The sequence below is a fragment of the Nostoc sp. FACHB-133 genome (assembly GCF_014698055.1).
Lineage (GTDB): Bacteria > Cyanobacteriota > Cyanobacteriia > Cyanobacteriales > Nostocaceae > Nostoc.
The window spans coordinates 12,277-35,140 of the sequence record NZ_JACJSH010000048.1 but is presented as its reverse complement, the minus strand read 5'-3'; the positions used below and the strand labels follow the sequence as shown (position 1 = coordinate 35,140).

Annotated in this window: 34 protein-coding genes; 9 read left to right on the top strand and 25 right to left on the bottom strand. The window is 44.9% G+C overall.

Translation table 11 applies throughout. From position 1 onward, the window contains the following. Positions 1 to 823: 823 nt before the first annotated feature. Positions 824 to 1,027 carry a hypothetical protein gene (locus H6G86_RS28300; protein WP_190937092.1) on the bottom strand — a complete coding sequence of 68 codons (204 nt, stop codon included), beginning with the start codon at positions 1,025 to 1,027 and terminating at the stop codon, positions 824 to 826. 735 nt (positions 1,028 to 1,762) lie between these two features. On the opposite strand from H6G86_RS28300, the gene H6G86_RS28295 reads away from it, so the two are divergent. After that, on the top strand, positions 1,763 to 2,104 hold the full coding sequence (locus H6G86_RS28295) for a hypothetical protein (protein WP_190937091.1): 342 nt from the start codon (positions 1,763 to 1,765) through the stop codon (positions 2,102 to 2,104). Between the two features lie 222 nt (positions 2,105 to 2,326). Beyond that, positions 2,327 to 2,569, top strand: coding sequence for a hypothetical protein (locus H6G86_RS28290; RefSeq protein WP_163934429.1), 243 nt, complete (start codon positions 2,327 to 2,329; stop codon positions 2,567 to 2,569). A 73-nt stretch (positions 2,570 to 2,642) separates the two neighbouring features. Here the strand turns inward: H6G86_RS28290 and H6G86_RS28285 are convergent, their stop codons facing one another. Then, the gene (locus H6G86_RS28285) at positions 2,643 to 2,963 is read right to left on the bottom strand and encodes a hypothetical protein (RefSeq protein WP_190937090.1); all 321 of its coding nucleotides are present in this window, start codon (positions 2,961 to 2,963) and stop codon (positions 2,643 to 2,645) included. Here H6G86_RS28285 and H6G86_RS28280 point away from each other — a divergent pair. Beyond that, complete coding sequence (locus tag H6G86_RS28280; protein ID WP_190937089.1) at positions 2,951 to 3,511, top strand: hypothetical protein; 561 nt, start codon at positions 2,951 to 2,953, stop codon at positions 3,509 to 3,511. The genes H6G86_RS28285 and H6G86_RS28280 overlap by 13 nt on opposite strands. 1,400 nt (positions 3,512 to 4,911) lie before the next feature. Here H6G86_RS28280 and H6G86_RS28275 read toward each other — a convergent pair. From H6G86_RS28275 to H6G86_RS28265, 3 genes are all read right to left on the bottom strand, one after another. Continuing rightward, positions 4,912 to 5,196 carry a transposase gene (locus H6G86_RS28275; protein WP_242065014.1) on the bottom strand — a complete coding sequence of 95 codons (285 nt, stop codon included), beginning with the start codon at positions 5,194 to 5,196 and terminating at the stop codon, positions 4,912 to 4,914. A 217-nt stretch (positions 5,197 to 5,413) separates the two neighbouring features. Next, on the bottom strand, positions 5,414 to 5,749 hold the full coding sequence (locus H6G86_RS28270) for a hypothetical protein (protein WP_190937088.1): 336 nt from the start codon (positions 5,747 to 5,749) through the stop codon (positions 5,414 to 5,416). A 165-nt stretch (positions 5,750 to 5,914) separates the two neighbouring features. Beyond that, entirely contained in the window at positions 5,915 to 7,828 is a 1,914-nt protein-coding gene (locus H6G86_RS28265; RefSeq protein WP_190937087.1) for a hypothetical protein, read from the bottom strand. A gap of 543 nt (positions 7,829 to 8,371) precedes the next feature. Between H6G86_RS28265 and H6G86_RS28260 the strand changes: the two genes are divergently transcribed. Beyond that, the gene (locus H6G86_RS28260; protein ID WP_190937086.1) at positions 8,372 to 8,527 is read left to right on the top strand and encodes a hypothetical protein; all 156 of its coding nucleotides are present in this window, start codon (positions 8,372 to 8,374) and stop codon (positions 8,525 to 8,527) included. Positions 8,528 to 9,057: 530 nt separating this feature from the next. Here the strand turns inward: H6G86_RS28260 and H6G86_RS28255 are convergent. From H6G86_RS28255 to H6G86_RS28230, 7 genes are all read right to left on the bottom strand, one after another. Beyond that, a complete protein-coding gene (locus tag H6G86_RS28255) occupies positions 9,058 to 9,774 on the bottom strand; it encodes a hypothetical protein (protein ID WP_181927370.1) in 717 nt (238 codons plus the stop codon). After that, positions 9,774 to 10,184: a hypothetical protein gene (locus H6G86_RS28250; protein WP_190937085.1), complete on the bottom strand. Its 411-nt coding sequence runs from the start codon at positions 10,182 to 10,184 to the stop codon at positions 9,774 to 9,776. The genes H6G86_RS28255 and H6G86_RS28250 overlap by 1 nt, the downstream gene beginning before the upstream one ends. A 309-nt stretch (positions 10,185 to 10,493) precedes the next feature. After that, the gene (locus tag H6G86_RS39680; RefSeq protein ID WP_277883679.1) at positions 10,494 to 10,616 is read right to left on the bottom strand and encodes a hypothetical protein; all 123 of its coding nucleotides are present in this window, start codon (positions 10,614 to 10,616) and stop codon (positions 10,494 to 10,496) included. 216 nt (positions 10,617 to 10,832) lie between these two features. Further along, positions 10,833 to 11,105: a hypothetical protein gene (locus H6G86_RS28245; protein ID WP_190937084.1), complete on the bottom strand. Its 273-nt coding sequence runs from the start codon at positions 11,103 to 11,105 to the stop codon at positions 10,833 to 10,835. A gap of 14 nt (positions 11,106 to 11,119) precedes the next feature. Then, on the bottom strand, positions 11,120 to 11,695 hold the full coding sequence (locus H6G86_RS28240) for a hypothetical protein (RefSeq protein ID WP_181927373.1): 576 nt from the start codon (positions 11,693 to 11,695) through the stop codon (positions 11,120 to 11,122). A 3-nt stretch (positions 11,696 to 11,698) separates the two neighbouring features. Beyond that, entirely contained in the window at positions 11,699 to 12,001 is a 303-nt protein-coding gene (locus H6G86_RS28235) for a hypothetical protein (protein WP_094346789.1), read from the bottom strand. Positions 12,002 to 12,189: 188 nt separating this feature from the next. Next, a complete protein-coding gene (locus tag H6G86_RS28230; protein ID WP_190937083.1) occupies positions 12,190 to 12,483 on the bottom strand; it encodes a hypothetical protein in 294 nt (97 codons plus the stop codon). A 44-nt stretch (positions 12,484 to 12,527) separates the two neighbouring features. Between H6G86_RS28230 and H6G86_RS28225 the strand changes: the two genes are divergently transcribed. From H6G86_RS28225 to H6G86_RS28215, 3 genes are read left to right on the top strand one after another with little or no spacing between them, the layout of a single operon-like run. Next, positions 12,528 to 12,797, top strand: coding sequence for a hypothetical protein (locus H6G86_RS28225; protein WP_190937082.1), 270 nt, complete (start codon positions 12,528 to 12,530; stop codon positions 12,795 to 12,797). A 39-nt stretch (positions 12,798 to 12,836) separates the two neighbouring features. Beyond that, on the top strand, positions 12,837 to 13,391 hold the full coding sequence (locus tag H6G86_RS28220) for a GNAT family N-acetyltransferase (protein ID WP_190937110.1): 555 nt from the start codon (positions 12,837 to 12,839) through the stop codon (positions 13,389 to 13,391). A 14-nt stretch (positions 13,392 to 13,405) separates the two neighbouring features. After that, positions 13,406 to 13,879 (top strand): hypothetical protein, encoded by a 474-nt coding sequence (locus H6G86_RS28215; protein ID WP_190937081.1) that lies wholly within the window; start codon positions 13,406 to 13,408, stop codon positions 13,877 to 13,879. Positions 13,880 to 13,975: 96 nt separating this feature from the next. Here the strand turns inward: H6G86_RS28215 and H6G86_RS28210 are convergent, their stop codons facing one another. The 13 genes from H6G86_RS28210 to H6G86_RS28150 all read right to left on the bottom strand — a co-directional run bounded on the left by H6G86_RS28210 (position 13,976) and on the right by H6G86_RS28150 (position 20,499). Next, positions 13,976 to 14,191: a hypothetical protein gene (locus H6G86_RS28210; RefSeq protein ID WP_190937080.1), complete on the bottom strand. Its 216-nt coding sequence runs from the start codon at positions 14,189 to 14,191 to the stop codon at positions 13,976 to 13,978. Between the two features lie 27 nt (positions 14,192 to 14,218). After that, positions 14,219 to 14,494, bottom strand: coding sequence for a hypothetical protein (locus H6G86_RS28205; protein WP_190937079.1), 276 nt, complete (start codon positions 14,492 to 14,494; stop codon positions 14,219 to 14,221). Beyond that, on the bottom strand, positions 14,475 to 14,879 hold the full coding sequence (locus H6G86_RS28200) for a hypothetical protein (RefSeq protein ID WP_190937078.1): 405 nt from the start codon (positions 14,877 to 14,879) through the stop codon (positions 14,475 to 14,477). The genes H6G86_RS28205 and H6G86_RS28200 overlap by 20 nt, the downstream gene beginning before the upstream one ends. Beyond that, on the bottom strand, positions 14,876 to 15,031 hold the full coding sequence (locus H6G86_RS28195; RefSeq protein ID WP_190937077.1) for a hypothetical protein: 156 nt from the start codon (positions 15,029 to 15,031) through the stop codon (positions 14,876 to 14,878). Before H6G86_RS28195 ends, H6G86_RS28200 begins: the two co-directional genes overlap by 4 nt. Further along, on the bottom strand, positions 15,015 to 15,254 hold the full coding sequence (locus H6G86_RS28190; RefSeq protein ID WP_190937076.1) for a hypothetical protein: 240 nt from the start codon (positions 15,252 to 15,254) through the stop codon (positions 15,015 to 15,017). The genes H6G86_RS28195 and H6G86_RS28190 overlap by 17 nt, the downstream gene beginning before the upstream one ends. Positions 15,255 to 15,519: 265 nt before the next feature. Beyond that, on the bottom strand, positions 15,520 to 17,037 hold the full coding sequence (locus tag H6G86_RS28185) for an RNA-guided endonuclease InsQ/TnpB family protein (RefSeq protein WP_313931471.1): 1,518 nt from the start codon (positions 17,035 to 17,037) through the stop codon (positions 15,520 to 15,522). Positions 17,038 to 17,096: 59 nt separating this feature from the next. Then, positions 17,097 to 17,435 (bottom strand): hypothetical protein, encoded by a 339-nt coding sequence (locus tag H6G86_RS28180; protein ID WP_190937074.1) that lies wholly within the window; start codon positions 17,433 to 17,435, stop codon positions 17,097 to 17,099. An 11-nt stretch (positions 17,436 to 17,446) separates the two neighbouring features. Beyond that, entirely contained in the window at positions 17,447 to 17,716 is a 270-nt protein-coding gene (locus tag H6G86_RS28175; protein WP_190937073.1) for a hypothetical protein, read from the bottom strand. Between the two features lie 65 nt (positions 17,717 to 17,781). Continuing rightward, complete coding sequence (locus tag H6G86_RS28170) at positions 17,782 to 18,540, bottom strand: hypothetical protein (RefSeq protein ID WP_190937072.1); 759 nt, start codon at positions 18,538 to 18,540, stop codon at positions 17,782 to 17,784. A gap of 50 nt (positions 18,541 to 18,590) precedes the next feature. Continuing rightward, a complete protein-coding gene (locus H6G86_RS28165; RefSeq protein ID WP_190937071.1) occupies positions 18,591 to 18,917 on the bottom strand; it encodes a hypothetical protein in 327 nt (108 codons plus the stop codon). Next, positions 18,917 to 19,129 carry a hypothetical protein gene (locus H6G86_RS28160; protein WP_190937070.1) on the bottom strand — a complete coding sequence of 71 codons (213 nt, stop codon included), beginning with the start codon at positions 19,127 to 19,129 and terminating at the stop codon, positions 18,917 to 18,919. The genes H6G86_RS28165 and H6G86_RS28160 overlap by 1 nt, the downstream gene beginning before the upstream one ends. A gap of 67 nt (positions 19,130 to 19,196) precedes the next feature. Further along, positions 19,197 to 19,628, bottom strand: coding sequence for a hypothetical protein (locus H6G86_RS28155; RefSeq protein ID WP_190937069.1), 432 nt, complete (start codon positions 19,626 to 19,628; stop codon positions 19,197 to 19,199). Between the two features lie 268 nt (positions 19,629 to 19,896). Then, on the bottom strand, positions 19,897 to 20,499 hold the full coding sequence (locus H6G86_RS28150; RefSeq protein ID WP_190937068.1) for a hypothetical protein: 603 nt from the start codon (positions 20,497 to 20,499) through the stop codon (positions 19,897 to 19,899). Positions 20,500 to 20,722: 223 nt separating this feature from the next. Between H6G86_RS28150 and H6G86_RS28145 the strand changes: the two genes are divergently transcribed. Both H6G86_RS28145 and H6G86_RS28140 read left to right on the top strand, forming a co-directional pair. Next, complete coding sequence (locus H6G86_RS28145) at positions 20,723 to 20,935, top strand: hypothetical protein (RefSeq protein WP_100903988.1); 213 nt, start codon at positions 20,723 to 20,725, stop codon at positions 20,933 to 20,935. A 467-nt stretch (positions 20,936 to 21,402) separates the two neighbouring features. Continuing rightward, positions 21,403 to 22,713, top strand: a complete 1,311-nt coding sequence (locus tag H6G86_RS28140) for a hypothetical protein (protein WP_242065011.1) — start codon at positions 21,403 to 21,405, stop codon at positions 22,711 to 22,713. Positions 22,714 to 22,864: the final 151 nt, after the last annotated feature.

Sequence of the window (22,864 nt, the reverse complement as noted above, 5' to 3'; positions counted from 1 at the left end):
TAGCATCACGAGCGGAATCGCATCGATCTCAACCCGCCGCTGGGTCATCGGAATCTGTGGTTGCGGCTGTCCGACTGGAGCAGAGGGGGGTGGATCGGGAGGCGAACTCGGTGCTGATGCTGCCTCAACCCCTTCCGCGATCATGCCATCAATCGGTTTATCGACCCCCGTTCCAACCGCAAGTGCGGGTGATCGACTAATCAGCTTCAAAGACTGGAACAATTTGGGGGGGTTAGTTTCTGACGTGGAACTGACCCCAAATGCAAAATCAACACAGCCTTCGACTGAGAAGAATAAGAACTCGACCCGACCACATATCTCGCCCCAAACTCTCGCCACTCGCGACCCGTCTAGTAGTTCACCAATGTCTACTGTTAAGTTTGCCCAAGCGCTAATGTCGATGATGAAGAGGTGCAGCGTGCCACGGACGTAGAGAATGCCTGTCAGACGGAACGGATCAAAGCCTAACACCGCATCAAATCCGGCAGCTAACTCTGCATACAGCCCAACGCTCTTGCTGCCCCAAACGAAGGAGACATGCAATCCCGCTGCGATTGCAAAGCCCTTGACCGGAATGGGTAAATCACTCTTGAGATCACCCGATTTAAATCCTTTGCCTGACAGCATCAGATAGCCTGAGCCTTCAAACACTTCCAAGATTTTCGCGTGAATCTGATCCGCGTACCGTCCCAAGTACAAGTACCAGTCTTTGCGATTATTGAAATTGAAGAATGCCTCGACCGGAATCTTAATTTCTAGCAAGGGTTGGATATTGAAGTCTACCGAAATGCCGATCGTCAGCGTTCCGCGCCCCATATCGAGATCAATCACGGCTAGGAATGTGCCTTCTGCTGTGCCCTGTAACTGCGGCATGACCGCTAGCAGATTCGCTTTCATCATCAGCAAGAGTCGAGGTCCGGGCAACTCCAGTAGTACAACCCCCTTCATATTGAAGATCACACTGGAACCCATCGTGCCGAGAATCGCGCCGACCCCAAATGCCCAGGTATTGATCTTCGGTTTCCAAGCTGCAATGTCTGCCGGGTTCCCCTGGGCGACATTCTTTAACCAGGCGAGTGCGGGAGCCATTGATCCGGCAGGTGGCTCTTTGCGCGTATAGTGCATCGCGAACAAGCCCAAGAATCCATAGATCCCTAGACCAGAAGCACCCAAAGGAATGGCGACTGGAAACTCTATTTCCAGTGTGACAATCACGCCCGTTGCCTTCCTAGTCCCTTCCGTGATATTCGCGACACCAACGCCTGCTGCAATTCGCACTTGAAATGGAATCAGGGTAAGATCGAGTTGTCCCTTGATCTCGTTCTCGTTCATCTCCATGTAGCCGCGTCCGCTCAACGTCGCCGGAATATCAATACTCGCCGCGAACGCTGTTAACTCTGGTGGACTAACCGGATCAAACTTCAATCGCACTCGCGCCCGCTCGATCGTAACGACACCTAAATCCACAGCAAAGCCTAGATCAATCTCAAAAATCAGCGGGTTGTTTCGAGCAATTCGCGCTCCTAGCACAGTCAGAATCTGATCGAGTGGGGAAGCGACAGTGATTGCGCCCGGTCGCGATACATCGATTGTGTACCCTTTCGACGCATCAAAAACGGGCTTGAATTGAAACCGTCCCAATGCTGGGTTATCTCCAATCCGAACGCCCACAGCTTTATATCGAATCGCCAGAGGAGCATTGCGATCGATCTTCAAAAGCGTCTTGCCGCCGACTGCAACATCAATACTCAGCGCTGCTTCCATGTCGAACAGGATCACGCTTTCTACCCCTGTGGGTCGCGATCGAAACTGCACTTCGCCCCCGTACCAAATAACCCGTTCACACAACACCTTGACTGGACTGCTATTAATCTTTGCTAGACCTGCGATTCCGGCAGGAATGGCTAGCATTCCTGCTGTCATTGCGAGTTCAGCAAGAGCGCCCTCATTGGCAACCGCACCCACCCCTGCATCGATCAGCGGCATCAGTACGATCGTGGTTCCAAAGAAATTTAGCCCAAAGCCTGGATTTGCTGCGGGTGTCTGTCCCGGTCGTGTTCCTAACAGCCACAGCCCGTCAATATCTGCTGGATCAGCGCCATAGTAACCAATGATCGACACGGTATCTGTCGCATCGTCAATCTGAATCACCAGACGAAAATCGATCAATCCATTTGCCGGATTTGCGCCGAGTGGCGCACCTGCGGGAAGCGTACCAGAATTCCCCGGCGGCATACTCCCTTGTAGTCTATCTTCGGCTGCGGTCTGGATATCAATCTTGGCAGTAATTTCGCAGGCAACAAATTGATTCCGAACAATCCGCACCTTGCCGCCCATCTGTCGGAACCATCGGGGCGGAGGCGGCGGTTGCTGGTTCTCTGGAGGGGGCGGATCGACAATTACAGGATTAGTTGTCGAACTCGTCTGCGGATCGCGGTGTAGTGTTCCTTCCACCACAAGTCCTACTGGGTTTGACCCGCTCCAAGCAGCAACTGCCTTCCACCAAATTCGCCGCGTTTCAACCTGGGGGAAGCCTTGGTTTTGCCAATTCGTCATGTTAGACGCATGAGTGACGATCAGATTCTTGCTCTGAAGCCCGTTGGAGGGAATCGCAATCAAGTCCTCAATGATTGTTCGCAATCCTAATGCTCGTCGCCGCGCCAAGTCTTCGTTATAGGCTCTCTTTGTGTTGTCGGTATTTGGAGGCGGAGTTCCCTCATAGCTTGCGAAACCATCCACTGCGATCGCAGCTCCAGTCGGCAATCCTTGTAACAAAGGCAGCAACGCCACACGAACCTCACTACCGCCCAACCAGTTAGATGTCGTCCCTTCATCGGCTGCTGTAGTCGTCCGAGTGTTACCCGGCTGCCGCGCAAAGTTTCGAGTATCGTCATCTGTCTGCACACGATCGCCGACTCGATACGGCGGATTATCAAAACGAAAATACCCCGTGAAGTTGCCAATTGCAGTTTCTCCCGGCAAGTCTGCCCGAATCGTTACATCCGTTCCGGGGGAGATATCTATTGTTAAAGTTGCACTTGTGCCCCCCCGTGGCGTGCCGTTGACCGTCCATTGCGTCTGTGCTTGTCGGGCAGGAGAAGTATCGAGCGCAATCGTTGCTGTATTTGGGGTTTCAGAGACTAAAATCAGTCGTGGCTCTTGGGGCGAAGCTGCTCCTTGTGTGATCGATGTTGTCGTTAGTACGGCTGCTGGAACAGGGCCCAGTGAAGTCACACCTGGAATCACGATCGCAGCAGGTCGTCGCGTTGCTGTGATTGTCAGCGTGCCCGTTCGCTGTGGGGAACTTGAATCCGCAACATTGATCGTAATTGTTCGGTCTGCGGCACTCGACAGATCAATGTCAACGACCCGATTGTTCTGTGCTGGGCTACCTTGCACCGTGACTGTCGTGGTAATCGGAGTTCGTCCGCCTTCAATGTCAACGACCATGCGCGATCGCTCAGGTAACAGCACTGTCCCGGCTGTGTTTGAGGTGCGGACTAAGCCATAGCCCCGTTGGTCTGCATCATAAAATCGCGCGCCTAACTTCAGCGCTCCGCCGCCTTGATCTAGCACTTGCAGCGAGAAGTCTCCTGTAATGCCCGACGATGCACCAATCCCAATCAGCAGGTTTTCCACCCCGGCATCGATCGCGAAGTCCTGCGCTCCATGCGGTGCAATAAACAACCGAATCTCTGGCAGATAGAGTCCTGTCCACGACTCATCAAACCCGAACTGTGATAGCACATCTGGAGGTGTGGAGCCCTCTGCAAGATCCAGCGTACCCGATCGAAATCCAAATCCCACGACCTGTGACGACCCAATGAACGCATAGGGTGGCTCCATCTTGATCAATTCAGCAACGGCAATGTCGCCTGGATCATCTAACCCGGTTGCTCCTGCTGATAGCAGTCCTGCAACGATCGGGTCATTGTTCATCGATCCCTGCTGTAGCCGAAACTTCAACCGAGGCAGAGTAAATGTCACCTTCTCCCGTTGTGGATCAGGCACGAGTTGTCCGTTTGCTTCCCGTTTTGCTCCTTGTAGAAACGGAGGGCGCAACACAACGGTTGTCAACAATAGATCAAGCGTGAATCCAGTTGTCGGATAGTCCGAAGGGGGTGCATCGTTCGGGTTCGTATCATACGCATTGATCACAGCGGCAGCATTAGCAAAGCTTCCGCCACTTCCGATCGCTGCAACTGCGGTTGAAACCTTCTGCGCGGCAACACGCGGGACTAACAACTGAAAATCGAGTTTTGCATCGCGAATATCAATCCACGGATCGCGACGTGATGCATCATTTTGCGGATGGTTCTCTGCATTCGCTACAGTGATGGACATATTGATCAGATCGAGCGTGAGGTTCCCCTCAAACTCGACAGTTCCTCGAATCGTGATTCCGTTTTCATCGATCGCAATCTCATGCTCCGCAACACGGAGTATCGATAACACCGCGTGCCACTGCCCAAACGTATCTCCTTGAAGAACATAGGGAGATACTAAGTCAATTAGTGAAAGCTCAAAAGGCACATTCCCTCCTGTTAGCTGGGAGACGTACCAAAAGGACTCTGGGTACGTTCAACAGCAGTAAAGCGGACACGAAAATCGGCGTTGGTAAATTTACAGATGAACCCGAACCATCTCAAAAGGCTTTCAGGCTGAGTTGATCTCTGAATTTACCAACGCCCGAAAATCTCTATGAAGAACTCGCAGCATGACACACCCAAATTCTCCGTCTCCAACAGAAACTACTTAGCAGCCGTATAGGATTAGATACGTACTGAAATGCTTTAGAAACCTGATGATGAAATGAGATGAGATTAACTACTTAGAATAAGTTGATACCTTAGTGATTTGCCTCAGTATTCTACCGCTCCTTACTAGACTTAGATATTAAGATTCAAGAACCTATCCCACTAATAATATTTTGTTAATCCAGATGTGGATTGTAGCAAGGTCAATGAATGTGTCGAAGTAAACTTTTTGACGTTCCCATCTAACAACGAGACGGTGGTATTTGCGCTGATACCAAGCAAAACACCGCTCTTGCTGAAGTCTAGGAACAGAGATTTTGATTGGTCTTTCTCTGTTTTTCTTGGTTTTCCAAACTCGTTTTGGGATTTGAGGACGAATACCTCGTTTGCGTAAGTCAGCACGTTTTTGCTTTGAGTCGTAACCTTTATCAGCAGCCAGTACTTTAATTTGCGAAACAGTACTTTTGGATCAGATTCACGAAAATGGGCGCTGTAAGCCCTTTATTTTCTGGCTTCTAGCCCCCAGCTGTCTCCACTAACTATGTGGAGGCGAATTAATGGAAACCTACGTACTCTAAATCAAACTGTTCAAACAACCCGTCTCCACTAACTATAGCTAAATAATTAAATTAAAACCTATCTTCACCTACTTCGATTTATTCCCCTTTTTGAACCAATAATTTCCCAGATACCCCAGCCGTAAAACCCAACTCAATTGCCGCTACAGTAACGCTGGGCTTAATAAACAAAGTCGCAATTCCGATAACTGCACCCCAAAGACAGCCATAGCAGCAAACGATAATCAACTGATTTCTGGGTTTAGCTCTTTCGTCTTGAATAGATTGGTAAACGATGGCATAATCTTTGAGTTCACCAACGATTTCTGATAAAGAAGCGCCGTACTCTTTTTCCAATCTACAAATGGCCAGCCTGTCTGCTTTAACTGGACTTATGGCTAATTTTTGTAATGCTGTGGTTAATTTATCGCTCATTTTTAAACTTCCCGATGCTTCCACACTCTGGAAAATATTTAGAAAAAATTAAAACTTGCTGAAGAGACAAAAATGCTCTATTTTTAAGTCGTACTTGGAGATGTGAGAATACCGGAACTTGACTGGAACTCAACAGGAACTCAACAGGAAGTGTGACCAATATTACTAATTAACATTAATTACGCTGAAACCATCTTTTTCATTTCCGCACAATCGGTTAGTGTCAATTAATTGTGATAGGGCATTTCTCAAGTAAAGAACACTCTTTTTCTCTTCGCCCCACTTGCGGCTGTTTCTGATAGCAGCAAAAGAAGCTGGAGGATTAGCAGTAGCTGCAACGATCGCCACAATCTGTTCTAAATCAGCCTCAGAAATACTACTCTCTTCTACTTCCAGAAATTCCACTTCTTGATAAGGCTTTGAAAAAATGGACTCCAGATGATTAACTGCGTCTGATGGCGCAATTTTCTCCCCTCTTGGTATGACTGTCCTTTCATGCTGTTGAACTAATTCCGGGAAGAACTGAAGTAATGTTCTTGCTGGATCTGGTTGCCCATTGCCTGGGTGTTTGTGGGTCTTTAGCCATTCGGGAATCATGCCCAGATTGCCACCACTAACAGGTTCTCCAAAGTTGTTAGGGTTGGCTTTGAAATATTCTCCACTAGCAACATTCATTTTGCGTAGACCACCAGCGCTAACCGCTTGAGCTACACAGCCAATAAAGTTAACCGATTGCTTAAAGGTATCTGCCAGCCCAGCCGTAGCTTTACCGACTACGCTTGTCAGGTTAGAGCCATGCAAGACGATAATTAATGTACCACCAGACTTAGCGAAGCGAGAAAGTAAATATTGAATCGCCCAGGTGCGATCGCTCTCCTCCAACAATGACAGCAACCGCATTGCCTCATCAATTACTAGCAGTAAATTTTTATGGGAGTAAGGTTCGCTTCCATCTAAACCCTTGAGAAATTTCAATAAATCACGAGCGACGAGTTGATCAGCCCCATCTGCATCAATATCTGGGTATTTAAGAGCAGAGGTCAAGTTGCAGGCAAAGGGGTAAACGTCCACCCCAGCAGTAAAGTATTGGGTATTCAATCCGGGGTCAAGTGCAGTAGATAATGTTGCTAAGATTGCTGCTAAGGTTCCCTTGCCACCTCGTTGAGTACCAGCGATCGCAATGACTTGAGAACTCATCATATTCTCTACTTGGAATCCACTTTTCGTTAAAGCAGCGATCAGTGCGTTTGCCCTATTAGTCAGAGGGATATTAATTATAGTCTCTGGTACAAGCCCATCAGAGGAAGATGGTTGTAACTCTGTAGGTCTACAAAGCTCCGCAGCTTGGTTCATCTTCCCAATATCTACCTGTGGCGATTGAAACTGTTTGATATCTACGGTAGGTGGTAACTGGGCTTGAGCTTGTGCGATGGCATTTACCTCCGACCGATTCACCCGGCTGTCAATCGTCACATCCTGTAAATGGAGAGCCATGCTTTCATAAGTCGGTAGCTGACGACCCTTGAGCTTGCCAAACCAGCCAAACATCCAGCGATAAGCATAAAAACGTTTTCCTGGTTCAACTTGGGTTAAATACTGGACAATATTTTCAAACTCAGCATGAAGAAAGGCGTACTCTTGTGCTGATTGTCGTTCTAGGAATTTAACGGTATTAGCAAGATGATCCGCTTGATAATTGCTCCTCGCATCATAATCCCCGGCACGAGCTAGAGCGTCTACAAAATTACCACGTACAAAAGGCAAAGGCGCAATTTCTTTGGTGCGGTTGGAGTGTTCGACAACAAACCATAGCCACGCAGCACCACCGACTAAACCACCAACTAGCGCCAAAGGGTTGACCGCATAACAAACCGCTCCGATCCCAGAAGCCAACAAACCAAGTACACGGGTCATATCTGCTTCATTCTCAGATGCCCGTGCCATTTCAAATAATCCATCTTTTCTCTCTTGCAGCCATTGGGCGATATTGCCAGCTTCTAAGTGAGACAAGCTAGGATATGATTCGCGTAAATGTTCAGTTTCTTTAGTTGTGATTTTTGGGATATTGTTACTTTGCATAAATGCCTCCCTTGGTGAAACGTTGCCGCCCTTTTTTACAGTGATTGGTTTCTTGGGCGGTTTCCGTTCTAATCCTTTGTCACTAAGAAAATGTGAAACCTCGCGCTTGGCAGGGTGTTGGGGGTAGGGTGTTGGGTGTAGTGTTTAAGACAATTAACCTTTAGTTGTGTCAAGGAGTTCAACATTTTCTTGATTCCCCACACCCTAGTTAGAGTCGATGTCCGTATTGCTACGGCGCACCTCTCCTTCAGAACCGGACATGCACCTTTAGACGCATCACGGCTCCTAGCAACCTACGGGTAACTGGGTAAAAGCCCAAAATCCCATTCATAGCCCGTTTTCAGGTATTGACCTCCGTTACTTACCGTCTTGAGCCTTCCAGACCTGAAGGGGTGTTGCAATCCCCTTTAAGCTGGGCAATTACAGCTTCAATCTTTCTGGCTTGTTCGCATAACCAACGTTTTCCTTAAATTGTCGGTCTATGTTCCATCACATCTATTCTTAGCCGTTCATTGGGGTTTGGGAGCGTGCCCGTCCGCGTCAATGCGATCTGCTAACATTCCCTATGTTATTATCCAGTTACTAGCCCTGGAATGCAGTCCGTTTGTCTACGCATGGTCTAATCCATTTCTAGATTTCTTGGTTGCCGGAGGCAATTTCCGCCTCCATCCTACCCATCATCTTCCGGTAGAAGCTTAATCACGGCTTCCCACATAAGTTGTCAACCTTATGGAGTTGATGACGTTTTTCCTCGTTCCGTTCCTTAGATTGTTTTGATACCGTAGGTGTCTCCATTTCGCCTACCATCAACCCAGAGGTTATGCAGCTACCGGGGTGAGATGCTGCGGGTTTGTAGATGGTGATAGTCAGGATATAGTCAGATTCCTGCTATGGGTGTAAGACGCTTTTTTAGGAGCTTCACATTAAGTTCACCGTAGTATCCCCCCATTAGCGGCAGTGTGCCTAATCTGATTTAGCACTGATTCCGCCCTGCTTCCAGCTTCACTCTGGTGATTAGCCTCGGTGTGGACAGATAGGGAGTCACTTCTAACCTTGAAGGGGAGGGATTGCACCTCCATCCTGGGAACAGTTATAAGATTTTCAAGGTTCTGCCTTGACGTTCTCACTGCGGGTTATGAATTCACCGCAAACGAGTCGCACCACCCCACACCCCACACCCAAAAGCCAGTTATATCAGGGGTTTGTGCTTAACTTAGTGCCATTCCGTTCTAATCCTTTGTCAGTCGCCAAATAGCGAACCCAATTTCACCCGCCATCATTGTGCCGATGTTAAACAAAATACAGCCCAAAATCATGAATGGGGCTGTAAATTCAAATGGGTTACGAGCCGCAAAGGTGGTGACAATATCGAACACCCAAACCGCAATCACAACCAGCCCTGCGCTAGAGCGATCGCGTATACCTGCGGTCTTGTAGTCCGCCCAGAGTTGGCCTACCAAGTCAATCTTGCCACTAGGCTTGGTTTCAAGGTCATAAACCATGTGATCTTGAAGTTCCCGTCGTGCTGAATCTGGGTTTTTACCGCGTAAGGCATGGGCTTCAATTACCTGAACACCCACAGAAATTATGAATGCCAGGTAAAAAAACGGGTTGAAAAGTGCAAACGGCACATTTAGCCAATTCCAAGTCGGCTCAAACCAGGGAAGAACAGGGGGCCCAGTAAAGATTAATTGCCAAGTTGAATCAGCACTAATCATGGAACCGCCGATAAATAAAATCCCGCCAACTAACGCGCGACCTGCACCTCCATTAGCAACAAACTGATTGACTATAGCAGCCGCAGCCCGAATGGGTAAGCCAACAATCATCACAACAGCCTTGGCACAAAAATCAATGATTTCACCAAGCGATCGCTTCTTACCTTTAGGCTTACTATCGCTGTTGCCAGTACTATTAGTTTCTGCACTTGATGAACTATTAGCCATTACTTTTTCCTCACTGGTTTGATATTTTGAACGCTTTTACAAATACCTTGGGCTTTGTATTTCCACTTCCAAATTCCTTCTTCAATTCGTCCAATACACCTGCCCGTCGCATCAAAAACATCAACAATCTCATCATCAAGATATAGGGTTGTGTCTGGTCTGGGATTGCGTTTAGCGCTATCAAAGTAATTGGTAATTCTCAACTTGCGACTTGTGGGCATCACTCCCGCCTCATACAAGGCATCACTGGTTTTAGCCCGTTCTTCTATGCGGGAACGTTCTAATTCTTCTGAAGCTTTTAGCCGTTGAAGCTCTACATAAGCCCCCAACTTGGGTACTAAGGGGATGATTACAGGCAATATGCAAATGCCAACACCTGCCAAAGCTAAGTACAGTTGTTTCTTATACATGAGACTGCTGTGCTATAGCGCGTTCTTAGTACAAATTTTTCCCCTGTTTCACGCTGGAAATGCTGTTTCAGGGTCGTGAAACACCGTGAAACATTGATGAAACCGTTGAAACGTTTCATGAAACAGTGTTGTGAAACAGTTGGATGAAACACTACGGCTCATAATGGCTTTCAAACAAGGGATTGTCTGGTGTTTCATGTTTCACGTTTCATGTTTCACACGGGGGAATACTGTTTCACGAGTCTGAAACACTGATGAAACCGTTGAAACGTTTCATGAAACAGTGCTGTGAAACAGTTGGATGAAACATTAGCCTTCATAACGGCTTTCAAGCAAGGAGTTGTCTGGTGTTTCATGTTTCACGCTGGGAAATGCTGTTTCAGGGTCGTGAAACACCGTGAAACACTGATGAAACCGTTGAAACTGTTTCATGAAACAGTGCTGTGAAACAGCTTCGTGAAACAATCCCGCCCATAAAGGCTTTCGAGTAGGGAATTAGCTGGTGTTTCACGTTTCACGTTTCATGTTTCACGCCGGGGGAATGCTGTTTCATGGTGTTTCACGCCCTGAAACACTGATGAAACCGTTGAAACAGTTTCATGAAACAGTGCTGTGAAACAGTTTATGAAACACTCCCGGCCATCACTCTTACTTTGATGCCCGTCCCAGAAAAGTCAATCCTGCACCAACAAGTAATCCCAAGGGAATGAACATCCCACTACCAATTAATCCAGTAGCAACAACGCTACCAACGAGATATGCACTGCCACCTAAAGCGCCAACAACTGAAGTAGCAAACAATCCCGTACTCAGAATATCCATAACTTGATTTTTCCTTTGATGAGTTAATAGTTTTTGAAGCAGTCGGATTTCGGCAACAGTGGCGACAGTTTCATTTTGGATTTGTAACAATGCCGCCACTGTTTTATAAGCTTCTAAAATCGGATCTGTGTCCCCATTGAAGAAACTCTCTCCCGCAACAAATTGAGTCGCGCCTTGAGTTGTTCTTTTTTTTGAATCGACTTCCCCAGCCTTGTTGAGGCTTCTTCTGCCAAATTAATCAAACTCTGATCTATCTCGGTAATCTGGTTATCAACTTCCAACATAGATTGCTCGGCAAAGGCATCCAATACCGTCCCCTTGGCTCCAATCAAGGATTCCATGAACAATAAAGCTCCGGTGACACCAGTTGATGCACCCAAAATCTTAGATTGCTCATTTTGAACAGCTATAGCACCAGAAATAGTCTCTTTATCAGCCGCAGTTAACTTGTATGAGGCTTGTTGAATTGCTTCATCAGCTTTGGTGATTGTGGCTTCGGGTATATCTGCTACAGGTGATTGTTGAGGCTGTAATCTCTCACTATTGGTAATATCTTGGAATCTAGCTAAAATCTCCTCTGGAACTAGTGAATCGACCGTCCATTTTTGCTCTGGATATTGACGGCGCAGCTCATCAACTACTTTTCCTGGTACTTTGTTGAGAGCTTGTGCAAATTCTTTAACAATCATGATTTAGGCTCCTAAAAACTTTTCGGGGTGATTTTTTAATTCAATAGCTACCTTCTTTAAAGAACCTTTGGCTAAAACGTAACTTCTAATTCTTTGAAGCACAGGTAAATGCCAGTTTGTCAACTTTGCTCGTCCGTTTAGCCCTCCGTTATCTTCGTCCCGAAAATCTTCAAATTCTGGCAAGTATAAAGAAGCTAAGTCTAGATACTTTTGGAACTGTCTAATTCCAACTGATGGCTCCAATTTCTTAGCTGCCTCCTCTCGTGTTAACAATTGTTCAACTACACAGCTTCCCTGAATTAGCAATGGTTTCGGCTCCTAGAGTTCCGACTGAGTTCCGGTTGAATTCCGATTGAGTTCCGATTGAATTCCGGTTGAGTTCCGATTGAATTCCGGTTGAGTTCCGATTGAATTCCGGTACTGATAATACTAATAATAAAAAAACCACCGACTGGTGGGGAGGGTTTTTCTAATGGCTTAGTGTTTGGGAAACACTAACTTCTTAATAAGTAATTATGAATCGCTCCAAAATGATTAAGTACATACGGCTTTGGTTCGACAAATCTGGAGCTATTTTCATCAGCTAACCAGTTTTTTAGCGCCTCGACTGAGTAACCTGACAAACGACTCATTTGGTAAGTCGAGAAATTATGGACTTTTTTAAATTCTTTAGGATGTATTGGCTTAATACCAATATTTTTCATTACGATTGCTCCTACTATTTGTGAAGCTATTGTGGGAGTATTCCATTCTTTAACGTACCATACCGCACAAGAATTTGCAAACATAACGCAAACTGCCGTACTATCTTTATATTATTTCTCTGTTATGTATGCCGAAATCAGGATTTAAAACAATCACAGTACCGGACTGGATTGTTGATGAAATTAAGAGACAGCCTGACTATAAAGGGAATCAAGCTGCCACTTTGGGGGCGCTCGTTAGGGATGGTGTTGCGGCTCGTGGCGGAGAATTGGAAAACCCAGCAATATTCCTTGTACAAGTACTGAATCACTTACCTAATTGGGAGCGGCGCGAATCCTGGGAGTTAGCGCTGACTATTTTAAGTTGGTTGCAAGAAACAGAGCATGATGCTGATTGATCGGATTGATAAAATTGGTTCATGGGTAATTTTGGTGCTATGCGAACAAAAGTAGAACTAATTCGCGGTCAAGATAACACGATTGTGGAAGCAGATTTAGTGGAGCTAGCGCAAAAGCACGTCGATGATTACGCTAACAACTGGAAAGAACAATTAAAATTGCATGGGCAATCAGACAAGTTTTGGGACTGGGAGTTTAAACTTGAGTTTGTCATTAGCAGACAACCAAACCGCGAAGGCTATGCAATTGAGTACGAAGGTGAAACTCAAGGCTTAATGCTGATTGAAACCCAAATGCACGGTTCTCGCCTATTAGAGGGTAAACGCTTGGTATACATTGATGGTATAGCTACCGCGCCTTGGAATCGGGCATATATTCAACGTCCCCCCAAATTAAAAGGTGTTGGCACTGCATTCTTGGCATTTGCCAGAACACGCAGTATGGAATTAGGGTATGAAGGTAGAGTAGGATTGCATTCACTACCGGGAGTAGAAGAATTTTATGACAACCAAGGAATGATTGATGTGGGAGAAGATGAAGATTATGACGATCTAGTTTACTTTGAGTATGGAGTTCGCCGTTCTTCTGTATGAGGTAGTAAAGCTAAATGAGTCAATTATTTGATGAAGAATGCTTAAGAAAAGCTGTTGAAGCTGAGGATAAAGTTGGTGGCAACATTGGGGCTGGATTAGATTGGGGGTCAGCATTTGGTTCTTTAATGGGCAATCTAGAACTGTTGGGACGTTTCACGACGTTGCGTATTTCTCTAAATAGAGAAGTGCGATTGCTGCTAAATAATTGGAATTTAGGTACAGCTACGAAAATTGCTGTAAAAACTGCAAGAGAAAGAATACTTGAAAATTTTAGACTGCCGACACCAGAGGTAAGAGAATACATACTTGCTACTCTGGAAAATGATCAGCTTTATGGTGAAGAATTCATTTCTAATCGAGAGATACTGCGCGAACTGCTTGGGTTGTTATTAAAACAAGAAGATTGGGAAACCATTGCAGCAGTCGCAGCAGATTCGTTAAAGAAAGAAATTATACATCAAGCTGTTAGTGAAAAAATCTCAGCATAATTTATATTTTCAAAAAAAATGAATGATTTTGTTTGTGAACAACAAAGTTTTGTACAAGATGATATGACAACTTTTGAAGTTTCCATGCGATTTCAATTATTGTTGTTTTAACTGTGTTTGTACTACTCGCTGCTGCCTTTTCTCTACCAAAACCTGACCGATAGCTCCCCCAGTACCCAGCCCCAACATTCCTGTCGCAATCATGTACATTGCATTCTTGCCAAAAAAATGCACTCCTAAATACCCGATAGATATGGCCGCTAATGTGCTGGCCAGACTTACAACAATTACTCGTGCTTGATTCCGTTTCATAATTTAAATTCTTTTTCTTTATAGAGATTATGAATCCTTCTTTTGTTTGACTAGCACCGATCGCAAGTAATGCCGACAAGCTGCTTCTCCCCGATAAATCAGAATCCGCAGCGCCTCTACTTCCTGGATCGGAGAAATACAAATCTCAGCGATCGCTGGAATTAAATTCTGTTGCTTCTGCACGTAATCTTGATGCTGCTGCTCCAACACAGCAATCTTGGAGTTTAGCTGTTGTATCTGCCGTAATGCTTGAGTTAAAGACGATTCTTTGTTTTGAGAGCGATTATTTAAAGTTAATGTCATTTTGTTGCTCCTCTAAAGATTTTTTAAATGTTTGCCAATCAGGGCATTTATCACCGAAGCAGCCTTTGGGATGAACAGCGCAATTGAGAAGCACACCGTTGTAGACAACCCCGTGAAAATGCCTGCAACCTCGGCACGGAAGAGGCACAGGTCTGGGTTTTAGTGATTCTTCAAATTGCGCTGTTTCAATCCGACTACTGATAAACATGGTCAATCCAGTTCCCATCGTGCTGAAACAGAAAGCCAACCTCGCTGCGCTTGCAGGTATTGTGATGTTGAAATAGTTCGGTTTCTTTTGCCCGAAAACTATAACACAGCCACTCAAAATAGTGAAAAATGCGAAAACTCCAATGGCAGATTTAAGAATTAATTGTTTTGTGTTCATCTCTGTTTTTTTAGCGGTTCGTGTTTGGATAACAAAGCGCTAAAGTCGTAAATCGTTACTGTTGGTTTTGGTTCAGGTTCAGGTTTTGGTTTCGACTCTATCACGAGTTCAGGACTGCCCAACCCAACTGCATTTTTAATTTCCTGCTCCATGTTTAGATTCTCCTTGTTGATTAACTTGCTCCACCTGAACAATTGCGTCTACTACTTCTCCCAAAATATTAAAAGCATCATTTAGCACCACATCATTTAAGGTAGAAAAATGCTCTGACGATTGAATTTTACGATAATCTCGACTACTCCCCACAAGCCGCAACGTATATTGACATCCTTGTAAGATGACTCGGATTTCTTGTGTAGTTAATTTAATTTCCATCGTTGCTCCTCCTAAAATTTGTCCCGGTGAACACTAAAACTCGCTCCAATCAAAGCACTGCCCAAGAAAGCTGAAAAGCTTACCAACATTCCCCCCAGGCAAATATTTTTCTGTTGCTGCCAATTTCGAGAACTTGTGGCAATCTCTATTCCCCAGCACCCTATCGCCCCTACTCCTGCAAATCCGGTAAAAAGCAGAGAGATAATTGCAATTGTTTCTATGGTGCGGTCGTTGACGCTCTGTGGTCTAAAGACACACAGATTCTCTAAGAGTTTTTGCCGTATCTCTTAGATATCCGATTGTCAGCCACTGTATACTGGGTTAAATCAAATAAACTTAACTGAATATTCAATGACTCATAGGCATGGTTCCTGGACTCCCCACCCATCGGCAGCGATATCTTCACAGGCATAACTTTCCGAGAGTCCCCCGGTAGAGTCTTTTTGATGTTTTTGGGGAAGACTAATCCCACACGTTTTGCAATTGTTCGAGAAGCTTTTGTGTCAGCGTGTTGTGTGTATCCGCAGTTAGTACAGAGAAATTTTTCTCCACTGCGATTACTCTTTTCAGTATGTCTGCACTGTGGACATTCCTGACTGCTATGCTTGGGATTAACTAGGATAACTGGTTTACCAGATTTAGCAGCTAACCAAGCAATTTTGGCGAATAAATCACCCCAAGCACAATCAAGGATAGCCTTGTTTAAACCAGTCTTGCGACTAGCACCATTTCTCTTATATCCACCTTTGCCATCACGTTTTGGTTTGGCACGCTTAACCATGTTCTTGATGTTCAGGTCTTCACGCCCAACAGCATCAGCAGTTTTGACAATCTTACTGGCTGCTTGCCAATTGTAGCCGTCTCGATGTTGTGCTAGTTTATGTTGTGTTCTAGCAATTCTAGCGTATGCCTTGTTTTTGTTTTGAGAACCCTGACACTTGCGGCTTATGGCACGTTGACGCATAGTTAAACGTCTAGATGTTTTGATGTTAGTTGTAACTCTAATATTTTCGACAAAACTACCATCTGACAAGGCTACAAGCTTATTCACACCAACATCAATCCCGACTACTGATTTGATTTGAGATATTGGCTTTTTTTTTGGTAGTTCTTGGGGTATTTGAACTAACATCGATAAAAACCAGTAACCACCTGCCCTTTTAACAGTACAAGTCCTCACGGATTGAATACTGGTTAAATCTCGACTATTGTGCATTTTGACATTGCCAATCCCTGGAAGATAGACAGTGGCATAATTATTTTTAATTGTCTTAATTTTAACGTGTCCTGGTGAGTAATTGAAACTATTTAAAGTTCGGAAATAACGTGGGAATCCTTTACCATGCCGCCAAAAATTTGTAAATGCAGTATCTAACTTTAGGATGTTCCCCTGCAAAACAACAGTACTAATCTCACTAAAATGTTTGAGTTTATGTCTTAACCTCGTTGTTACTTTTATCTGAATATTAGAAGCACTATCCCACTTGATAACAGATGACGATGTTTTCAGGGCAATATTTAAATCAGTTGGAATAACACCATGTTTCAGCACGGGACAAGTTAGTGGACAATACCCACCATATTCGACTCTGGTTTTCAGATCGCAGTAACTACCCAAAGCATAATTAACTGGTTGGTCAGCATTCTGATTATTAGTATTGTATCCAATCTCTCGTTCTCTAAGTGCATAGTTTCTATGCTTCCTGAGAGTGATTAACCACTGCGACATTTTTGCTTGTTGAAGCTGACAGGGTTTTAACTTAAAGTTCCATCGGACTAGCACCTTTGTTAACTCCTTTTAGGCGTAGAAGTGTAGAAATTGGTTTTTTCATTTTCTTGAAACTATGACTGTGATAAAATCGGTGTTTGTTGTAGCTGCTTGTATTCATCCCAATTCCTGGGATTATAAGGTGATGAGATTGACTCTTCAAATTCCCAGTTCTGAGAATTGGTATCAAAAAACTCAATGGCTGCATCAAAACCACACTGCAAAAATCTGGTATATGATTCTTCCGAACAAAGAATTGATTCGACGATTGCAGTCAAGAGTTTGAGGTTAGTTTCAGTAGCAGCACCTTCTTTGTAAAGCCATTCAATTGTTTCTATTAGGTGTTGTTTAGCAGAAGCCGCAGTAGATGGTGGTAGTGCAGCGATGGGAATAAAACCTGTTAGTTGTTTCATGTTTCATTGGCTCAAAAATTATCTAGTTCTGCAACACCTTCATCAGTTGCCACTTTTCGTTGAGATTTGGCTTTGGTAATTTGGAATTCGTTAGCTTTAATTACAGGCATTGCAGCCTCTTTGACTGCTGCTTTTGCCTGATGATAGAGAAATTGAACTACGCCGTCTGCATCTTCTTCATCCTCAACCTGCGCCCATAAAGAACAACCTAATTCGATTGATTCATAGTTGCCCAAATTAAATTTTCTCGAATAACTAACTGAGACAGTACCGATTTTCATTGGTTGATTTTACTGATAATTTTTGTAGTGGCGACTCAGAGGTGAATCGCCTTTTTCGTATCTAATTACCGCTTTTTCCCTTGCGCCATTGCTGTCTGATTCTGTCTTTGCAGAGATAGCCGTGCCTCAGTTTCCGAAACCGGGGGTAATGCTGGTGCAGTGACAGCATTACTAGCCCATCGCTCGTAAGTTTCGTTTGTAACCCAATGCAGTGTCGCCCCAGATTCCGCACCAGAGCGAATCATCTCGGCTACTTCGAGCGCATCATGCTCAAAATCAGACTGAGGATTGCGATAGCTCCACTGAATGAACCAGTATGTTCCTAGCGTCCCTTCCACTTTCTGGAACTCCGCACAGAAAATGTAGTTTTTGAGTACGCTAGCGATCGCCTGATAACAGAATTCTTTTGGATCTCCCGGCATCCCCTCTTCGCACCACTGCTGGAAGGCACGATGGGCGAAGTGGTTGTACAATCCAGCAAAATTGTCTTTACTGCGGCGGTGGATCAGAAAACTAAGCAGCATCGACGCTGGCCCCTTGAACTGGTCTTTTAGTCCGCCAGCAACAGGAATTACCCACAACTCGGTAAACGGTTCGTTGGTGAAATTCTCGTTGATAGTCAAGGCACGGTCAGGGCGAGAAATAGCGATCGCAAAATCAGCCTTGTTACCTTTGAGATATCCTCCTGCTTGTGCTTCTAGAATTGTCAATTTTGGGGGACAATCGAGAAGAAATTGCCCGTACTCTTTAGCGCAATTCGCTTGTAGTTTCGGTTGGCTGGGTGGGATGAGAAAGACGCTGTTGTTGATTTTGATGGTTTCCATAATTTCGTTGTTGTTGCTAAAAATTGTGTTAATACTGGATAGTGTTCGACTTAGTTATTTATGACAATGCCAGGGATTGTTTTTAACTCGTACTTAAGCAGTTCAAGTTGGCGTAGACATTTTTCTATTTCAGCTTGAATCTCTGCTCTTAATTCCTGCGGTGTCAGTAATTTAATCTCGTTCTCTAAGTGATTTCCTTCATCAATAGAATTAATATCAGGCATGACGATGTACAGCCAGCCTTCGCCATATTCGTATGCTAAAAAACTGTCGATTGGATAATACTTGATGCCGATAATCAGCCCTTGTTCTGCACGTTGGCTCAAAGTGAAGCGGGGGTATTTCCAACCGTGTGGAATGGTGATTGTTGGTTGCATTATTTTACCTCCTGATTAAACTTGACCTCAACAATTTCTTCTACACAACCCATTGCCTCAGTCAAATAGTGCAGAACATCGCCCAAATGAGTCGCTGCTTCTGGGTCAATCTTCTTGTCCGCAATTAACAAAAGCCAGTTTTCATCTTGAGCGATCGTCTGAATCTTTACGTAGCACGAGTTGAACTCTTGTAGTATTTCTATGGGTGACATTGTTATATTTGTGATGTAAGTAAAACAGTCTTATTGAGGAAGTGGGCAGCAACGCCCACCCCTTTCTTTACGCTGTAACCAAATGTTTTGCTTGTGGAACGTACTTCCTTAGCCGTTCCCACTCGTCACTCGTCAGTGCGTCAAATTCTTTATCGAACAATTCCTCTTCCGTGGGTGGTTCTCCCGTAGCCGTTGTTGATACCCTTGCCACCTTCATGAAGTTGTCTAACCCGACTGCTGCATCAACCGACTCGGCGTATCGAATCTTATCTACAGCGTTTGACCAGTGCGTAATATGTTGAAATATCACTCCCAACATTGAATCATCTGTGTAGACTCGATAAGTTCTGGGGCAAGCTCCATTCACATATACAAGTTTGTAGCCAGAAATCTCTTGCACCTCTGCGTTGGGGTCGGTTGGAGGTAGGAGTATTTTCTCTGTTGGCTCATCTAACTGGGCTTCTTGAAGAGAAAATGTTGTAATCATATTCTGTGCCATGATGATTTGGATTGTCTACATTCCGTTGTCGTGGCGATTACTTTTCTCTTGGACTGCAACCGCCTTTCTCACTTCAAGATTTCTTACACCTCTGCATTTGCATCTGCTGGAGGGCGCATGATTCTCAGTTGATAGTTATCGAAAGCCGGATCTTGAAGTATGAGGTTATCTGCTGTACTTTATGCCATCATTGTGTTTGTTCTTGACTAAAGCTATCGGCGATTGCAATTGTCTTAGACTACAATCGCCCTTTCTCACTTGCAGCAACTTACGCTGCTACTGCCGCTCGGACTCCCAACAACGCAATCACATCTTTGGCACTGCCAGCAACCCGATTTACCCCGTACTGTCTTGGTCGAGTGTACCAACCTTGTTGATTGCACCCGACGAAGCCGACAAAACGCCCATCTTGGTAGAGTTTGGTGCTGAAAGATAACCAGTCAACTTCGCCGTGATATAGACCAAAAACAGTGCAGGCTTTTTCTAGTTCATCGCTTAAACGTTCGTTACGTTCCAGTGCTGTTTCTGGTAAAGTCGCTTTCACCTCTGCAACTCTTTTTGCAAACCAGTCTCTATCAAAGGGAAGCCGTCCGCCACTAATTAACTGCACCCATACTGTGATTCCGCCTTCTATCCAGATGGTACGGACGGATTCGGGTTCCACTTCGATAATCTCGCCAATAATCCGACGATCACGAGTAGTCAGGGGGTCTTGGGTTGGGGCTACAGCTTCGGCTTGGGTTTCGAGATGGGTGTACAGTTCTGCTTGGGCTAGGGCTTGCTCGTCTTTGAAGGGAGCATTAGCAAATGTGATTAGTGTGTTGAGATTGAAGCTTGGAGGTGCTTGCTCTGTATAGGTTGAATGCGTCATAATTATATTCCTGACTCATGCTTTGGGTTAGGTTTTCACAAAGGGCGATCGCTTCGTTGTCCAGACTGCGGCGGTCGTCTTTTGTTTAGGCTTATAAATATAGTATAGTGTTTGTTATCCCATTTGTCAACACGCTGGGATAACAAAATATAAATACCTGGGAGTACACTTGTTAATACAAGGGTTTCGCTGATAGCGTTGATCAAGAAAAGAGGAAAGTACTATGACTGAATCAAGGCTAAATATCAGGATTTCACCAGAAAAGAAGGATGCTTTTTACCAAAAGGTCAAGGAAGAAGGTAAGAACGCTACCGATGTCCTGCTTGATTTAATTGAGCAATACCTGGGTAACAAAGCTGAGTCTGGCGATATTGTGGAGCTAAAGCACAGAGTCGCAAAATTAGAAGAGTTAGTATTGGGGGAAACTGCCGCCTGAGAGAAGAGAACGAATCTCTCAGGCAATTACTAGAAAAACTAAAAGAAATGCTCAAGGAAAAACCCGCCAACCAATAGGCGGGTTTACTGCTTTAAAGGTGTTGCATCTTTTGTGATGATACTGTGCTACCATTTGGGATAACAAGCGTATTCTGTAAAAGTGTCACATCCCACATGGAAGTGGCGCATCTGTACCATCTGTGAGAACAGTTGGCTACAGGCAGTAAACAGGGGGTATAGCTAGTTCCCATACACCTCAAAATATGTTTTGTGCCTTTCAAAATTTGGAGAAAACTAAACCCTTGAGTTAGTGCCTCAAAAACATTGCTCTTTGGTCAGTCTCACAAATTGCACAGTTCATGATCAATAAAACAATATCAAATCGCCCTGTACCATCTACAGTGGCTAATTTTGTTCGCCCATATAAGCAGTTTTTTACGGGTGTATGCAGCACATATAGGTAAAACCATGCTGACACTAAACCGTTCCGAGACAACATCAGCACTCGATTACAGCAACCTCAACATCAGCATTCAGGAAACCTTTACCGCCATCGATCGATTTGAATGGCAAGCGGTAGATGAAATCCTTCAGATGAGGGAACAGCAGCTTTACCTGCAAGCTGGCTATAAAAACTTTGAAGAATACTGCCAGCGTGAATTATACGCCTGGGGTGGATACCGACGAATCAACCAACTGCTAGGGGCAAAGAAAGTCATAGACACAGTTGGCGAATTGGGGGGACACATCAAAAACGAGCGCCAAGCCCGTCCTTTACTTCGTTTAGTCAAGGAACCAGAGAAACTAAAACAAGCTGTAGCGATCGCTCTGAAAGATAATCCTGACCCAAGTGTTTCAGATTTTGCTGCTGCCGCCCAAAAAGTGGTTCCTCAACTTCCACGCAAAAAACAATCTATTCAGGAACCAGTGGTTCCTCAAAAAGCCATTGTCACAGTTTTACAACAGTCCCATCCACGATATGGAGAAGAAGGAACCATTGAGGCAGACGCACCAAATCGCTGGCAGCAGATTGTTACCTTTGTGGATGGTGAGAGGCTGCTGATTAACAATGCTGATTTAGATGCCCCAAGCGTTCCCTTTCCCAGAGAGCGCACTTACCCCGCAGAATATACGGAAGCGATCGCAGCACTTGAAGAACAGCATAAACAGGAGTTAGAGCAACTTTCCCAGGAATTGAGAATTGGTTTGCAAGCAGAGGCAGGGGCTAGAGCCGAAGCTCAGGTACAAGAGCAAATCCAATCCTTGCAAAACTTGTACAGGCAGCAGAAGGAGCAAAACGTTCAGTTACAGCAGCGTTTGGATGAGATGGAGGGGTTACGAAAACTGGAGATTGAAAATCAGCAACTTCAACAACGTATTCAGGAATTGGAACGTGCGGTTGAACAGCGCCCTTCTCAAGAATGGGGAAATACGATGACCCAGCAAGCGACCAAAGCTTTGAACAAGCAGGTAAAACAGGCGTTAGAGAAAACTATTGATTTGCGATCGCTAGCAGTTGAACCCCCCAAGGAAAATGCTCAGGAATGCTTACGGCTCATGGGCATGGCTTTGAAAAACTTAGCCAGTGCGATGAACAACACCCAAGCGCTTGAAGCTGCGGCAATAATTCTGGGAAGTGAGCCGACACCAACTGCGATCGCATATCGAGCCGAGCAACTGGAAATGCTACCCCAAGCGGTTAGTGAGATTCGGCAAGTACTTGCAAAGCCTGGGTGGGAGCAATGCGATTTTGTGAGGTGCTTAAAATTAAGGTTCTAAATCACCTATTTAAGGGTGCGATCGCAGCCAAATAACTGTTTTTATTGAGAATATAGCTCTGTAACTGAGAATTAAAGTGGGATCTAACAAAATCGCATCGCTCCCAGCCTGGGTGTACTTGGCAAGAGTTTTGTAGTGTTGCCCAAGAGTA

What these genes read in the sequence shown, in the direction of transcription:
- H6G86_RS28295 (WP_190937091.1), top strand. Translation starts at nt 1,763, where the DNA reads ATGTCGAACAGGATCACGCTTTCTACCCCTGTGGGTCGCGATCGAAAC.
- H6G86_RS28270 (WP_190937088.1), bottom strand. Translation starts at nt 5,749, where the DNA reads ATGAGCGATAAATTAACCACAGCATTACAAAAATTAGCCATAAGTCCA.
- H6G86_RS28265 (WP_190937087.1), bottom strand. Translation starts at nt 7,828, where the DNA reads ATGCAAAGTAACAATATCCCAAAAATCACAACTAAAGAAACTGAACAT.
- H6G86_RS28260 (WP_190937086.1), top strand. Translation starts at nt 8,372, where the DNA reads ATGCGATCTGCTAACATTCCCTATGTTATTATCCAGTTACTAGCCCTG.
- H6G86_RS28255 (WP_181927370.1), bottom strand. Translation starts at nt 9,774, where the DNA reads ATGGCTAATAGTTCATCAAGTGCAGAAACTAATAGTACTGGCAACAGC.
- H6G86_RS28250 (WP_190937085.1), bottom strand. Translation starts at nt 10,184, where the DNA reads ATGTATAAGAAACAACTGTACTTAGCTTTGGCAGGTGTTGGCATTTGC.
- H6G86_RS39680 (WP_277883679.1), bottom strand. Translation starts at nt 10,616, where the DNA reads ATGAAACAGTTTCAACGGTTTCATCAGTGTTTCACGGTGTTTCACGAC.
- H6G86_RS28240 (WP_181927373.1), bottom strand. Translation starts at nt 11,695, where the DNA reads ATGATTGTTAAAGAATTTGCACAAGCTCTCAACAAAGTACCAGGAAAA.
- H6G86_RS28230 (WP_190937083.1), bottom strand. Translation starts at nt 12,483, where the DNA reads ATGTTTGCAAATTCTTGTGCGGTATGGTACGTTAAAGAATGGAATACT.
- H6G86_RS28225 (WP_190937082.1), top strand. Translation starts at nt 12,528, where the DNA reads ATGCCGAAATCAGGATTTAAAACAATCACAGTACCGGACTGGATTGTT.
- H6G86_RS28220 (WP_190937110.1), top strand. Translation starts at nt 12,837, where the DNA reads ATGCGAACAAAAGTAGAACTAATTCGCGGTCAAGATAACACGATTGTG.
- H6G86_RS28215 (WP_190937081.1), top strand. Translation starts at nt 13,406, where the DNA reads ATGAGTCAATTATTTGATGAAGAATGCTTAAGAAAAGCTGTTGAAGCT.
- H6G86_RS28210 (WP_190937080.1), bottom strand. Translation starts at nt 14,191, where the DNA reads ATGAAACGGAATCAAGCACGAGTAATTGTTGTAAGTCTGGCCAGCACA.
- H6G86_RS28205 (WP_190937079.1), bottom strand. Translation starts at nt 14,494, where the DNA reads ATGACATTAACTTTAAATAATCGCTCTCAAAACAAAGAATCGTCTTTA.
- H6G86_RS28200 (WP_190937078.1), bottom strand. Translation starts at nt 14,879, where the DNA reads ATGAACACAAAACAATTAATTCTTAAATCTGCCATTGGAGTTTTCGCA.
- H6G86_RS28195 (WP_190937077.1), bottom strand. Translation starts at nt 15,031, where the DNA reads ATGGAGCAGGAAATTAAAAATGCAGTTGGGTTGGGCAGTCCTGAACTC.
- H6G86_RS28190 (WP_190937076.1), bottom strand. Translation starts at nt 15,254, where the DNA reads ATGGAAATTAAATTAACTACACAAGAAATCCGAGTCATCTTACAAGGA.
- H6G86_RS28180 (WP_190937074.1), bottom strand. Translation starts at nt 17,435, where the DNA reads ATGAAACAACTAACAGGTTTTATTCCCATCGCTGCACTACCACCATCT.
- H6G86_RS28175 (WP_190937073.1), bottom strand. Translation starts at nt 17,716, where the DNA reads ATGAAAATCGGTACTGTCTCAGTTAGTTATTCGAGAAAATTTAATTTG.
- H6G86_RS28170 (WP_190937072.1), bottom strand. Translation starts at nt 18,540, where the DNA reads ATGGAAACCATCAAAATCAACAACAGCGTCTTTCTCATCCCACCCAGC.
- H6G86_RS28165 (WP_190937071.1), bottom strand. Translation starts at nt 18,917, where the DNA reads ATGCAACCAACAATCACCATTCCACACGGTTGGAAATACCCCCGCTTC.
- H6G86_RS28160 (WP_190937070.1), bottom strand. Translation starts at nt 19,129, where the DNA reads ATGTCACCCATAGAAATACTACAAGAGTTCAACTCGTGCTACGTAAAG.
- H6G86_RS28155 (WP_190937069.1), bottom strand. Translation starts at nt 19,628, where the DNA reads ATGGCACAGAATATGATTACAACATTTTCTCTTCAAGAAGCCCAGTTA.
- H6G86_RS28150 (WP_190937068.1), bottom strand. Translation starts at nt 20,499, where the DNA reads ATGACGCATTCAACCTATACAGAGCAAGCACCTCCAAGCTTCAATCTC.
- H6G86_RS28145 (WP_100903988.1), top strand. Translation starts at nt 20,723, where the DNA reads ATGACTGAATCAAGGCTAAATATCAGGATTTCACCAGAAAAGAAGGAT.
- H6G86_RS28140 (WP_242065011.1), top strand. Translation starts at nt 21,403, where the DNA reads ATGCTGACACTAAACCGTTCCGAGACAACATCAGCACTCGATTACAGC.